This is a genomic window from Ruegeria sp. HKCCE3926 (assembly GCF_017872515.1).
Lineage (GTDB): Bacteria > Pseudomonadota > Alphaproteobacteria > Rhodobacterales > Rhodobacteraceae > Ruegeria.
The window spans coordinates 18,586-32,131 of record NZ_JAEDOU010000002.1 but is presented as its reverse complement, the minus strand read 5'-3'; the positions used below and the strand labels follow the sequence as shown (position 1 = coordinate 32,131).

Sequence of the window (13,546 nt, the reverse complement as noted above, 5' to 3'; positions counted from 1 at the left end):
CGAAAGATCACAACAATGGCGAAGCGACCAACCAAACGCCAAATCCGAAAAACATTCAACTTTGTGCTTAGTGAACTGGTTCGCTATTCAGAGATTTCAACGAATATCACAAAGCTCAGGCAGCTCATTACAGAAGAGGGCTGGACCTACGACATTCCATTTCCTGACAACCGGCGTCGATTGATAGGTAAGGCTGCACACGACGAGCTAGCCGCCCTCTCGCGCGCAATTGTAGCAAGTGACGAGCGCTTGGTAGGAAAGGTCAAAATTAACCCCTTTTTTCAGCTACTTTCAGAAGAGCTTGGGCGTGTGATCTGGGAACGGAAAGAGATTGACGAACGAGACTTCGTTGAAGACTGTATAAGGAAAACGTTGTCGATCCATTTAAAGCCCAGAGAGTTCTATATTCCTTGCATAGCTCCAAGCATTAAGGGCGTAACAACATTCAAGATTGGCCCAGTCACGTTTATCAAAAAAGAGTACTTTCTAAAGAATGACGCAAAGAGAATTCGAACCGACAATTCACTAAAGGTCGATGAGCTGAAGTCATTTTATCAAGTACAGAACTGGGTCGCACATGTTCGTATTGATGGATTTGATGAAAAAAGCTCCGAAGATAGGGCTTTTTTGATAGTGCGCTTGGCCATTGCTTCTATCAAGTCTCGCCTTGAACGGGAGCATGCGCAATGGCTGGGCAACGAGAAGCAATCAATGCCGGGACTATTGCGCTACAGTCTTACATCCGAACCGAGCGGTGAAGACCCATCCAAGATTTGTTTAGGGTGGAGGCGTCAATTCATCGCCACCGGGACGGACGAAGAAGTAGTAGTGCGTCTGCTAGGTGAGAGCTCAAGATCATGGTTTCTCTTGTTCGGAGCCTTTCTGAACAAAGCAATGAATCTAGGGCAATGGAGTTATCTTGAGTCAAAGATTGTTACCGCAATGATTTGGCTCGACCTTGGCAATAGTCAGATCAGTGACGCCGAGAGAATAGTCGCCTTTTCAAACTGCCTCGAATCCATCTTCGTGACGAAAGAACAAGGTAAGAAACAACAACTCGCGAAACGTTCGCGCCTTCTTCTTGAGTACTCTGGCTGGCGTCCAGAATTGAATGGAAAGGTTGCGGAGTTCTATTCAAGGCGAAGTGAAATCGTTCATGGTGACAAAATGCCAGTGGACCCTGAGTTCCGAAATGCCGCTTTTATTGGTAAGTACCTTACAGACGTTTGTATTGAAGGGTTCATCCATTTCTCGAATTGGCTGCTCATCAAGCATCAACAAGCTGGAACGAGGGAGCACGATTTACCCTTTAACGGGCACGGTAGTTTTGACCGCGCGATGGAAGATGAACTTCCGTTGTTCATCGAAGAGATGAAAATGCGCACCAATTATAAACCCTAGTTCAGGGATTTTGACCTTGTAACGCAGAGGCTCGAAAACGCGATAGAACGGGTCACGATACAGGCAATGGAAAGTTCCCCAATAGAGGGCTCACACTCTTACTCAGCGCTACGGTTGACACTGCTGGCGACGCCGGAAAGATGGATCCTAACCTTATAGGTTACAAACACATAGTATTGGGGTTGCTGCATAAAATGAGCATCAAGAAACGAGACATTCAAGAAGCCTTGGAACGGTTGAAGTCTGGAAAACCCGGAAAACACCGGACTCGCTCAAGGTCCACTTATGTCCTCTGCCCTGTTGACCACGAATTGTGGGACCTGAAAGCGGTAATGTCGCTCGCCGCCGCGATTTCGAAAACCTCCAAAAGTAACGAGTTTCCCAGAAGTTTTAGCACTTCGCAATATGAACGTGACTTGGCCAAGATGGGCTTTCCCGTTGTAAAATTCGACACACAGACAAAAAGAACATTGGGCGTAGCAGGATGCGACCTGTCCGAACTACAGGCTCCACACACTGTCTTCTGGCCACCAGATAGAAGAGAACAGCGGAACGGTTTTCAAACACCCGACACGGGCAAGGATGATCTCAAGCAGCAGAAGCGACAAGCTGTCGTAAACCAGTTTGTTAGAAATTCTGAACTACGCAGGAAGGTCAAAGACGCAGCCAACGGTTTTTGTGATAGCTGTGGCGAACGGGGCTTTGAGACACTTGACGGTGATTGGTTCTTAGAAGTTCATCACAAGAAATGGCTGCGCGACGGTGGCCTAGATATCGAAGAGAATATGGTCGCTCTTTGCCCGAACTGCCATCGCCAAGAGCATCACGGTACAGACCGAAAATATTGGTAGCACGGCGCGTTACCAATACTCAATAGCATCCAATGCTTCCCGCACGCGCGCCATGCCGTGCGGGGTAAGCTCAGGTAGTTTTGTCAGACGTGTCGGGTCGCAGTTTGGCGACCGACCTACTGATGTCAGTCAACACGCCGACCAAGATACCGAAGACGATTGTGTAAAGGCCTTGGTCAATTGCCTGTCCAGTGGACTTTGAACCTAAGATCGATCCGGCGGCGCTCGCGGGGTCATCTGATGCCAGCACCACGATTGCAGTAGCAATCCGTAGTACGCCGAGCACTATTGCCAGAACAGCAAGAACTCGACCTAGATTTGTGAACGCCATTTATACCCCTTGGATGATTTTGAACTAAACAATGCACCCATGGGTAGTTCGGGGTTGACTGGATTTCAATGCTCCATGCGAAACGATTTCTATTGCACAAGAACGATACGTAGATCACATCCTTGCGGTGTTTGAGCAGGATAAGACTTAATGGCATACCTTCAGTACGAACCAAACAGTACCCCAACCTTGATTAGCGGCATTCCCGTGGTAAGGTTGAGTTTATTTGCAAGTAGAAAGTTGTTCTATGTCCAAGCAATTGATCAACGGAAAATACAAAGCAGTTCGACAAGGCAATACCATTACACTGTTTGCCAGCGCGCAAGTGCGTTGCGTAGATTGGCACGTAAAACTCGAACGGACAACTGATCTAGTCTCTCCACCAATTCATGAATTCTTTCTCTATACAAAAAAAGACTGCCTCGAAATCCCAGGTGTTCTGAATGACAGTATCAGCCTACAGTTTGAAGATAGTGATATATGGGAAAGCGTTATTGTGCGAGATGCTGGAGGCGAGCAGAAAGTTCCAGTAGTTAACTTCAAAACAATAATCGCGGATCAAAATGCTGCATGGGTGACGACGAGCGAAAATTACATCGTTATTGCAAATTCTATTGATGAATCAAAGGATTGCCGTGTAATTCCTGAGGACAACTTTTTTATTGCAACACATAAGAAGGTGTATGGGCCAGACACGTTGGAAAATTGCACAGTTTGGCAATTCAAGAACTGTGGAAAATAGCAAGAGGTGTAGTAGGGAAATTAACCCTCAATCACAATTTGGCGGCATATTCTTGGTAGTAGGAGGTTGAATTGACTTCATTTGGAACCAATCAAGATTATAACGATTTTATAAACAAGTATGGCAAAGACCCGCTTCTAAAGAAGCTTGGGATAGGTGGCTCAAAATCAAAGAACTATCTTGGTGTTGGAGTAATAACCGCTAAGTCACTTGCGGTGGCTCCGTTCCCGCTAGGCGGAGCGGGCAAGTGGTATGGAGGCGGTAGCTCTGGAGGTAGCGGGGCTCCCACAAAGGTTTTTAAGGACCTTGGGACAAAGACGCCCCCCGGTTCAACAACTCATCAGTCCGCTCAGTTAAACATCCATGCCTATACGCCTAGAGATATCGGAGACCCGGAAACTGTCGAAGCATGGATGGTGATGTGGGAGACATTCAAGGAGAGCCATCCAGAGTTTTTGGAAATGATCCAGAATGAAGCAGCAATCGAGTTTCTATCGTTCCTTGTGGAACAAGGAGTTGGGATGTCGGGCCAGACTCTGAGTTTCTTGACAATGGTTTTCGATACAACGAACGACACATCAAAAAAACAAGATTTATTGGCTACTTCACATACTAAAATTATCAACAGTAATGGCGACATTATTGGGTACTCAACAATCATGAAACTGGGCGATGGTTCCGAAAGTCACGTGATACTGCGCAGTGATGGGACAGTATTTTCCTTCGAAGACAACACAACACCGGAATCTCGTCAGATTAGTATTTGGGAATTTCGCGACTCCTTGAAAGACGAGGAGAGTACTCAGACTAAAACAGAGGACAGTGAAGAGTCCGACTCTTCTGGAGCAACTGAAACAGAAGAGGAAAATTCAAATGAAAATGAAAATGAAGATGAAGAAGAACAGGAGACCCCCGCCTTGAGACTTACCTATTCAGACAGCGAAGGCGAAGTGAGATTCACCGCCCAAGAGACCGAAGACGTGGTATTCATGATTGCTTAGTGGCAATGTCTCCAATGGCAGGTTGGTCGCATTGATATGAAGCGTCTTTTCTTGAACCTCAATACAATTAGTGCAAGATGGACGAGTGCAATTCATTCAAGATTGCACGAAATTGCGTAGGTTCTATATATGTTTACGGATCGTTCCGTGCAAGTTGGTCAATATTATTCATATTTTTAAGGAAAACCCCTGTCTTCGGGAGGCAGGGGTCGGAGGTTCGAATCCTCTCACTCCGACCAATGAAATCAACTTGTCAAATGCAGAGATATTTCGCCTTTTGACCAGTTAACTTACCTTTCCGCCAACAAAAGTTACTTCTCGCAGTCTGAATTACTGCTACTTCAAACGCTCTTTTTGAAGTAATCGGTCCTTACCGGATGAGGTGGATAGTTCCTCCTTCGTCGGCATCGAACGCGCCAAAGTGCAGTTGTTATCGACTGCAAAGAGAGGAGCCATCCAATTACGGAGAAGAAATGTAGGTCTGGATCTGGCTAAGGGCGTTTTTCAGGTACACTGCGTTTTAGCCACCGAGCGACGGATCCTTAATAAGGAAATCAAGCGCACCAAGTCACTCCCATTTATGATAGACGGTCCTACGCTGAGTGGCTGGCATTGGAGGTTTGCGGCTCAGCCCATCATTGGGGTCGTAAATTGCGAACGCTTGGCCACGGTCTTCAGCTTAATTAATCCGACGGCGCGCAGATACGCGCACTGTGCAAAGCCCGGCTTCCGGCGCGGATCACATTTCTGTCGTTGCTGTCAAATACACAACCCAAGTCAAGCTTACATCCAGAAAAACGAAAACCCACGCTTATGCGTGGGTCTCGGAAGGAGGGCAATACAAGTTTGCGTCTCAAAATCCTTGTGGAGTGAGGCAGATTAAGAGTCGAGTGTGAGGACACCCCAAGCGATACCAATCTGGCGAGGTCGTCATACCGGGACGGATAATGCCGTTGAGGATCGGCTCGAAACGGACCTAGGGTCAGGATTCATAACCAATAGATGACGGTTGCTGTGAGTGCGATTGCGGAGAGGAAGACTTTGGGACAGCGATCATAACGTGTCGCTACGCGCCTCCAGTCCTTGAGCCTACCAAACATGATCTCAATACGGTTGCGCCGTTTGTATCGGCGCTTGTCATACTTCACGGTTGTCTTGCGTTGCTTTCGACCTGGGATGCAGGCGCGTATCCCTTTGTCTTTTAACGCATCTCGGAACCAGTCTGCATCATAGCCACGATCCCCGAGCAGCCAGTCGACATCTGGAATACTGCTCAGTAGCGCTCGCGCACCGATGTAGTCACTGACTTGGCCAGCGGTGACAAAAAGGCTGATCGGTCGCCCTTGGCTGTCACAGATAGCATGCAGTTTGGTATTCATGCCGCCCTTGGTTCGGCCCCCTCTCGGCAGCATCCTTCGGATGCGCCTGCCGTGCAGTGAATCAGGCGACCACGCCCCCCTTCTTCGCGGCCATGCTGGTCGCGGTGCGATGTGCTTTCAGATAGGTCGCGTCGATCATCACGGTCTTTTCCTCGCCGTGTTCGGCTGCCAAGCCGACCATCATCCGAGCGAAGATACCTTTCTCACTCCAACGCTTCCACCGGCTATAAAGCGTCTTGTGCGGTCCGTATTCTTTGGGAGCGTCACGCCACCGCAACCCATTGCGATTGATGAAGATAATCCCGCTCAGCACCCTCTTGTCATCGACCCGTGGCTTGCCATGCGACCGCGGGAAGAAAGGGGAAAGTTTGGCCATCTGCTCGTCAGTCAGCCAGAAAAGGTCGCTCATATCACCGCTCCGTCTTTCGAACCGTGAATCATGCAGCGCTTTGAAAATCAATGCATCCTGACCCTAAGGAGTAAATCCTTTCGGCACACCGAATATCGGAGAGTCTACGCTGCGACCTGTCAACGAATGCAGAAAAGCAATCAGGTTTTCGATTTCCAATTCCGCAAGCTGGATCGGATCAATATCAATTTTCTTGCGTTGACGTGCCATTTCATATTGGTCCTGCCAAACCAGAAAATCCGTTTTTTGCAACCATGGCACCTTGGGTAAGGCAGCCATTAGAGGGGTCCATTTGTCCAGGCTGGCCTGCGGATCCAAATGATGGCGAATGACGCTTTCAAGATCGGGGAAAGCGCCATTGTGACCGTAAGGCGCGGTCAGGGCAACATTGCGTAGCATAGGGGTACGGAACCTGTAGGCATCCTCAAGGCGGTTGCTTTCACCCATGCGGCCGACATCCCGGACGAAGGGATCCCACTGCCGGGTGCGACCCGGCCCAAAGGGTGGCAAGCCCAGTGCATGGAACTTCTGATCTGACATGAGCGGTCCGCGGTGGCAGGCGGAGCAGCGGGCTTTTCCGTAGAACAGCCTCATCCCCTCGATTTGCGCAGGTGAAAGGGCATTCATGTCGCCCGCAAGATAGTGGTCAAACGGGCTGTCAGTGCTACGCCACTCGATCGCCATGAAAGCGGCCAGAGCGTTGGCGACTTGCGTGATCATGATGTCCTCGGTCGTCTCGACCTCATCAAAGGCGGCGACGATGGCCGGACCATAGCGCGGATCGGTGCGGACGCGTTTCGCCAGAATGGGCCAGCCGTTGTCGATACGATCATGCACCGCGCCTGTGACTTCATTTTCGGCCACATTGCCCGCCATCTCGAATTGTGAGGTCAGGGGGAACAGAGCCTGTGCCGCCAGCAGGGAGTTCAGGCCCTCGGGCAGCCACTCCTGCGCCGGGGAATTGAAGCCGTTGCCGTAGACGTCGGAAATGCTCAGCCTGCCGTCGTGAAAGACGGTGTGTATGTCCTTGGCCGCAAGATTCCACAGGCCCGGAGAGTTCCGAGGGATGCGCTTGCGTATTCTGTCGGCCCCGGTGCCGGGTGTGCGGTCCGGCCCCAACCCCTGCCCGCCTTCTCCTATGCCCAGCGACAACCCGTCCGAAGTGCCGAAATCCGGGTGGTGACAATGGGCGCAGGCGATGTTGCGGTTGCCTGACAGGATCGGGTCGTAAAACAGTTGATGACCGATGGCGGCCTGTTCCATATCAAAGGGGATAAAGTCATCATCGGTCAGCGGGCGCGGCAAATCCTGTGCCACAGCGGCCCCGACCCAAAAGAAGGCAACCATCCCATGCGCCAGCTTGTTTTTGCTCTTTGCGTATTTGCGTCTCCGGCTCTGGCTGAACTGGAACAAGCGCGCGATATGATGGAAGCCGGACAGTTTGCAGCTGCGCGCGAGGAACTTCTTCCAGCCGCGCGCTCGGGCAACGCCGAGGCTGAAGAGTTGATCGGCGTGATGTACGGGCTGGGTTTGGGAGTCGAGCAGGATTACGAACGGGCCTTTGAATGGTATCTGCGCGCCTCGATGAAGGGGCATCCGGGGGCGCAATCGGGCGTTGGCTGGTACTATGAATTGGGTCTGGGCATGCCCGCGCCCGATCTGGTGCGAGCGTATATGTGGTACACGCTCAGCGCCATTGGCGGCGACCCCGACGCGGCGATCAGCCTTGAGGAAGTGGTCAAGAAAATGTCGCCGGAGCAGATCGAAAAGGCGCATGTTCTGGTCAACGACTACAAAGGGTGGATGTACCCGTTTCGGTGAGGGCCAGGCCGCAAAGCCCGGCCCAACCGTTCACTTCAGATCCGCATCACGAGCGGCGTTGACGTCCGCCTCAGCCGCCGCGACCGCCTCGGTCAGTGCAGCAAAGATCTCGTCGCCACGCGCAACGTTGGACTGGAACCAATCATAGACTGGCGTTGCGGCCTCTTTGAACGCAGCCTTCTGATCGGGTGTCAGCACATAGAGGTCTCCGCCACCGGCGACGAAATCTTCATAGGCTTGGATCGACTTGCGCTTGGGGGAGGCGAAAGTGGCCTGTTGCAGGGCATAAAACCCGTCGACAACGACGCGGCGCAGATCCTCGGGCATCTCCTGGAACTTGGCGTTGTTCATCCACCACAATGCGCCCATATAGGCGTGGCCGTCCAGCGTTACGTATTGCAGGCCCGCATCCGGGAATTTCATGCCCATGATGTCGGTGATGCCGTTCTTGGATCCTTCAACGACACCGGTCTGGAAGCTGGTGAACAGTTCCGGCCACGGGATCGGGGTGGGCGACGCACCCAGCGCCTTGACCAGTTCCTGCGGCAGGTCGGCGACGACGGTGCGGATTTTCAGACCTTCCATATCCGCGGGCTCGGCAATGCGGCGCTGTGTGTTGGCGAAGTTGCGCCAGCCGCCGGTGTTGCCGATGGTCATCAGACGGATCGCGCCGCCAGAGTCCTCAAGCGCCATGTCGCGCATTGTGCGGGTGAAATCGCCCGACAGGACATGCTCGGCAACGCGGTCATCTGCCATCAGATAAGGCAGGTCCAGAACCTGCACGTAAGGAAAGATGCCTGAGGCACCGCCCGAGGTCGAGATGTAGATGTCGATGGTGCCGTCTGCCACGCCCTGCAAGCATTCGGCCCCGTTCGAGCAGAGCTGTGTGCCGATGAACAGTTCGACCTCGATCGCGCCGTTCGAGGCAGATTCGACATAGTTCTTGAAGACGATCAGACCGTCATAATCCTCATCGTTTTCGTTCGAATTTGCGGTTGCGCGCAGCGTATAATCGGCGGCTGTCGCAGCCATGGCGGACGCCGCCACCAGCGATGTGGCCACCGCTGCGGTTTTGATGAATTCTCTGAGCATGCGTTTCCTCCCTGTGGAACTCAGTTAGTTGGCAAATCCCGTTATCCTCGGGATCGTCATGGACAGTGCGGGTATGTAGGTGATCAGGAAAATCACGATGATTTCGACCGCCAGGAACGGCAGGATCGCCTTGGCGATGGTTTCAACCCGTTCGCGCGATACGGCGGCGGCCACGAACAGCACAAGGCCCATTGGCGGGGTGGCGAGGCCGACGGTCAGGTTGACGCTCATGATGATGGCGAAATGGATCGGGTCGACGCCGAGACTGGTGAAGATCGGTCCAAGGATTGGTCCAAGGATGATGATCGCGGGGCCTGCGTCCAGGAACATGCCGACGATGAACAGCAGCAGGTTGATCAGGAACAAAAGGATCAGCGGGTTTTCTGACAGGCTGAGGATCAGCGAGGCCAGTTGTTCCGGCGCATGGCTGAGGCTGACGACCGTCTTGAACGCCATCGCAGCACCAACCAGCAGCAGAACAACGGCTGAAGTCATGCCTGCATTGCTGAGCACCTCGGGGACCTCTTTCCATGTCAATGTCCGCAGGATGAAGAACCCGATGATGAAGGCATAGCCCACGGCGACTGCCGCAGCCTCGGTCGGTGTGAAGATACCACCCAGAATACCGCCCAGAATGATGACCGGTGTCATCAATGGGAAAAAGGCCTTCAAACTGGCCTGACGCCGCTCGGGCCATGTGTATTTGCGGCTGGCGACGGGGAAGTCATAGCGGTCGGCCATCAGTTTGATCATCAGCATCAGACCGACACCGACCATCACGCCCGGCACGATCCCCGCAAGGAACAACGCGGCCACGCTTTCGCCCATCACATAGGCGTAGATGATCATGATGCCCGAGGGCGGAATGATCGGCCCGATCACGGAACTTGCCGCCGTGATCGCGGCGGCGAATTTCCGGGTATAACCCTGTTTCTCCATCGCCGGGATCAGCATCGACCCTAGCGCCGAGGTGTCCGCCACGGCGGACCCCGAGAGGCCCGCAAACAGGATCGAACTCAGCACGTTCACATGCGCCAGACCACCGCGCAGATGACCCATCAGAGCCTGCGAAAACTCGACAAGGCGGATGGTGATGCCGCCTCGGTTCATGAGCTCTCCGGCCAGCATGAAGAAGGGGATCGCCATCAGAGGGAAGCTGTCCATGCCGTTATAGACATTGCGATACAGCAACGTGATGTCGTTCGTCTGGCCGTTCAGCCACAGCAGGATACCGGGCGCCGCCAGCAAAGCGAAAAAGACCGGCAGGCCGATCAGCAGGAAAATCAGGAAGGTGGGCAGGAACCAGATCAGCACTTATTCGGCCCCCACTGCCGCATCAGGAATTTCAGGCAACAGGTGGCCGCCGCCCAGCAAGGTGATGAAGGATCGCAGGATCAGCTCGATATTCACCGAGATCAGCAGGATGATCCCCACCAGCAGCGATGCCATCATCCAACTGCGCGGAATGCGATACCATTCATCGAACCCGAAAGAGGTGGGCAAATACAGCGCGGCAGTGGCGAATTTTCCGCCAAAGCCGGTAACCTCGGACCAGCCGATATTGACCGCGACCAGCAGGACGGCGAACGAGAGCAAAAGCAGGAACAGATTCAGCGTTTGACCGATGATACGGGGAAGGAAGCGTTCCAGCATGTCTATGGCCACAAAGCCGCCACGCCGAAAGGCGGTGGGCGCCATTAGACCGGTCATCCACAACATGCAGAACCGCGCTGCCTCATCCGGCCACGGCAGCGCATTGCCCAGAACGTATCGGAAAAACACCTGGATCAAGATTGCGATCACCATGAGCGCAATCGCAACAACACCAAACGCCCGGCCCAGACGCAGCACGGTTTCGTTCACGAATGCAATCGGTGCAAGCACCGATGCCAGTCCGCCCATGCGGATCCTCCCTTGGTCAGCCGTGGGTGTCCCCCACGGTCATCAAATCGCGCTTAGACTTTCGCGAATTGGCCGAGTTTCCCGGCATAAAATGTCAGCGCGTCTCCATCCGACATGCTGGCCTTGAGAACCTTTCCAACCACAATAACGTGATCGCCTGCATCGTGATACGCGTGCTGTTCGCATTCGAACCGCGCAAGGCAATCCGCCAACACCGGCGTCCCATTCTCACAGCGCTCGTGGCTGATGTCCCGCAGTGCAAATGCGTCTTTCGAGCAGCCGAAGCACAGCTCGGCCTGGTCCGACGACAGCACATGCACGCTGAAATGGCGGGCCTTGTGGAAATAGGGGAAGCGACGCGAGTTGCGGTCTCCGGCCCACATGATCAGCGGTGGGTCAAGCGACAAGGACGAAAAGCTGTTGGCGGTGATGCAGACCGGACCGTCCGCGCTGTTGCAGGTCACGATGGTGACACCGGTTGCAAAGCGGCCGAAGGCGTCGCGCAGAGTACGTGTGTCGTCCTTATGTGGAATGAAGGTGCGAGTCATGTCCTTTGAGATTGCGTTCATCATGGTACCTCGTGCCCCAGTGCCGCCTCGTACAGGCGGAACCAGCTTTCGCGATCCAGTTTGACTTTCAATGCGTCCGAGGCGCGTTTGATCCGGTCCAGATTGTTGGTGCCCAGAACCGGCAGGATGTTGGCCGGGTGGGCCAGCAGGAACGCCACAGCGACGGCGGCGCGATCTACGCCGAACCCGGCTGCGATTTCATCGGCAACGACCCCAACCGGCGGGTTTCCGGCCATCAACAAGCCTCCACCCAGCGGCGACCATGCCATCAACGGATGGCCATGCTGTTGGTGAAAGGCCAAATCACCGTTGGTGAATGGGCTGATCTGACCCAGAGAAATTTCGATCTGGTTGGTGACCAACGGCGTATTCATCGCCGATTGCAGCAACGACCAATCCCACGGGCGGAAGTTGGACACACCCACCGCGCCGACCTTGCCGCTGGCGACAACCTCATCCAGGGCGGCTCCGGTTTCATGGTGGTCCATCATGGGATCCGGGCGGTGGATTAACAGCAGATCGATGTGGTCAATCGCCATTTCCGACAGCGACGTGTCGACCGATTTCAGAATGTGGGCGCGCGAGGTGTCGTAGTATTTTACCTTCGCATCCGCGTAACGGCCAACCGGCGCGACGATGTCGCATTTGGTGACGATCTCCATCTTCTGACGCAGGTTTGGATTGGCGCGCAGGGCGGCACCCAGCACGGCCTCGGCCTGGTAGCCGCCATAGATGTCGGCCTGATCGAAGGTGGTGATACCCTGATCCAGACAGGTCTGAATCTTGGCCTCGACATGGCCCGCGGACGTGTCACTGTCATCGCCCAACCGCCACATGCCATAGACAAGGCGGCTCATCTCCAGCGAGTCAGATAGTTTCACACGTTGCATCAGCGGCGTTCTCCGTTGCCCAGCGGTGTGGCCGGGGTCGTTTTGGGAACCCTTCCGTAAGCTTCGGGAAGGGAACAGGTTTTCAGGTTCGGCAACACGCGGGCGCCGAAATGGCGGGCTTCGTCCAGATGCGGGTAGCCCGAGAAGATGAAAGCGCGGATGCCCATCTTCTGGTATTCCTCGATCTTCGACATAACCTGATCCGTCGATCCGACCAGAGCGGCACCGCAACCAGACCGTGCCCGGCCAACACCGGTCCAGAGACCGGGTTCGACATAGCCGTATTCATCCGCCAGATCGCGGTTTCTGGCCTGATGCGCCACCCCCAGCGAGGTCGAATCCAGCGCCCGTTCGCGGATGGCGCGACCATATTCGTCGTCCAGCTTCGAGACGATGTAATCCGCGTATTCCTGTGCTTCAGCCTCGGTATCGCGAACGATCATATGGACACGCAACCCGTAATCCAGCGTGCGGTCGTAGTTTTCAGCGACGGCGTGAACGGCCTTCATCCGTTCAGCCAGTTGATCCTTGGTTTCAGGCCACATCAGGTAGACGTCACAATGCTCACCGCACAGGTCCAGGGCAGAGGGAGAATAGCCGCCGAAATAAAGCAGCGGGCCGCCGGTCTGATATGGCTTGGCCGGGTCGGTGGTCAGGCCCGAGAAGTTGTAGACCTCGCCTGCATGATTGATCTCATCCTGCGTCCAGGCCTGTTTCAGAATCTCCACCACTTCGCGCGAGCGCTGATAGCGGAACGCGCTGTCGGCCTTCTCACCGGGAAAGTCGGATGAGATGATGTTGACCGTCAAACGCCCCTTCAGCATGTGGTCCAGCGTTGCGATGGTGCGGGCCAGCATGATCGGTTGCATCTCGCCACAGCGTACGGCGGCCAGCAGGTTGATCCGGTCGGTGATCGGAGCGCAGCCGGCGACAAAGCTCAGCGTGTCTTGACCGACCTGATAGGAGGACGGGCAGAGGATGTTGCGAAAACCCTGCGCTTCGGCCTCTTTCACAATGTTCGAGCAATGCTTCCAACTCGACCGCAGGTCACCGTCGGGAACGCCAAGGAACTGGTAATCATCGGAACACAGGGCAGCGAACCACGAAACTTCGGCCGCATCCAGATCGGGGGATGTGATGGGGACGATGCTCATTTGA

The 13,546-nt window shown here is 54.2% G+C and carries 12 protein-coding genes and 1 pseudogene; 5 read left to right on the top strand and 8 right to left on the bottom strand.

The window, feature by feature from the left end; all coding sequences use genetic code 11:
* The first annotated feature begins 15 nt into the window (after window positions 1–15).
* From I9184_RS08425 to I9184_RS08410, 4 genes are all read left to right on the top strand, one after another.
* Window positions 16–1,401 carry a HEPN domain-containing protein gene (locus I9184_RS08425; protein ID WP_209833776.1) on the top strand — a complete coding sequence of 462 codons (1,386 nt, stop codon included), beginning with the start codon at window positions 16–18 and terminating at the stop codon, window positions 1,399–1,401.
* A gap of 194 nt (window positions 1,402–1,595) precedes the next feature.
* Window positions 1,596–2,252 carry an HNH endonuclease signature motif containing protein gene (locus tag I9184_RS08420; protein WP_209833774.1) on the top strand — a complete coding sequence of 219 codons (657 nt, stop codon included), beginning with the start codon at window positions 1,596–1,598 and terminating at the stop codon, window positions 2,250–2,252.
* A 578-nt stretch (window positions 2,253–2,830) separates the two neighbouring features.
* Window positions 2,831–3,325 carry a hypothetical protein gene (locus I9184_RS08415; protein ID WP_209833772.1) on the top strand — a complete coding sequence of 165 codons (495 nt, stop codon included), beginning with the start codon at window positions 2,831–2,833 and terminating at the stop codon, window positions 3,323–3,325.
* 71 nt (window positions 3,326–3,396) lie between these two features.
* Window positions 3,397–4,326 carry a hypothetical protein gene (locus I9184_RS08410; protein ID WP_209833770.1) on the top strand — a complete coding sequence of 310 codons (930 nt, stop codon included), beginning with the start codon at window positions 3,397–3,399 and terminating at the stop codon, window positions 4,324–4,326.
* Window positions 4,327–5,315: 989 nt separating this feature from the next.
* On the opposite strand, the pseudogene I9184_RS08405 reads toward I9184_RS08410, so the two are convergent.
* Together I9184_RS08405 and I9184_RS08400 are read right to left on the bottom strand one after the other, a co-directional pair.
* Window positions 5,316–6,114, bottom strand: a pseudogene (locus I9184_RS08405) (IS5 family transposase).
* A gap of 63 nt (window positions 6,115–6,177) precedes the next feature.
* Window positions 6,178–7,461, bottom strand: a complete 1,284-nt coding sequence (locus tag I9184_RS08400; protein ID WP_209833768.1) for a cytochrome c peroxidase — start codon at window positions 7,459–7,461, stop codon at window positions 6,178–6,180.
* A 3-nt stretch (window positions 7,462–7,464) separates the two neighbouring features.
* On the opposite strand from I9184_RS08400, the gene I9184_RS08395 reads away from it, so the two are divergent.
* The gene (locus tag I9184_RS08395; RefSeq protein WP_171230701.1) at window positions 7,465–7,935 is read left to right on the top strand and encodes a tetratricopeptide repeat protein; all 471 of its coding nucleotides are present in this window, start codon (window positions 7,465–7,467) and stop codon (window positions 7,933–7,935) included.
* A gap of 30 nt (window positions 7,936–7,965) precedes the next feature.
* Here the strand turns inward: I9184_RS08395 and dctP are convergent, their stop codons facing one another.
* The 6 genes from dctP to I9184_RS08365 are packed head-to-tail and all read right to left on the bottom strand — an operon-like array spanning window position 7,966 to window position 13,542.
* Window positions 7,966–9,027, bottom strand: coding sequence for a TRAP transporter substrate-binding protein DctP (dctP, locus tag I9184_RS08390; RefSeq protein WP_171638396.1), 1,062 nt, complete (start codon window positions 9,025–9,027; stop codon window positions 7,966–7,968).
* Window positions 9,028–9,051: 24 nt separating this feature from the next.
* Window positions 9,052–10,341 carry a TRAP transporter large permease gene (locus I9184_RS08385; RefSeq protein ID WP_152460165.1) on the bottom strand — a complete coding sequence of 430 codons (1,290 nt, stop codon included), beginning with the start codon at window positions 10,339–10,341 and terminating at the stop codon, window positions 9,052–9,054.
* A complete protein-coding gene (locus tag I9184_RS08380) occupies window positions 10,342–10,929 on the bottom strand; it encodes a TRAP transporter small permease subunit (RefSeq protein WP_171638394.1) in 588 nt (195 codons plus the stop codon).
* Window positions 10,930–10,982: 53 nt separating this feature from the next.
* The gene (locus I9184_RS08375) at window positions 10,983–11,501 is read right to left on the bottom strand and encodes a flavin reductase family protein (protein ID WP_171723835.1); all 519 of its coding nucleotides are present in this window, start codon (window positions 11,499–11,501) and stop codon (window positions 10,983–10,985) included.
* Window positions 11,498–12,388, bottom strand: a complete 891-nt coding sequence (locus I9184_RS08370) for an aldo/keto reductase (protein WP_171638390.1) — start codon at window positions 12,386–12,388, stop codon at window positions 11,498–11,500. The genes I9184_RS08375 and I9184_RS08370 overlap by 4 nt, the downstream gene beginning before the upstream one ends.
* Entirely contained in the window at window positions 12,388–13,542 is a 1,155-nt protein-coding gene (locus I9184_RS08365) for an LLM class flavin-dependent oxidoreductase (RefSeq protein WP_209833766.1), read from the bottom strand. The genes I9184_RS08370 and I9184_RS08365 overlap by 1 nt, the downstream gene beginning before the upstream one ends.
* Window positions 13,543–13,546: the final 4 nt, after the last annotated feature.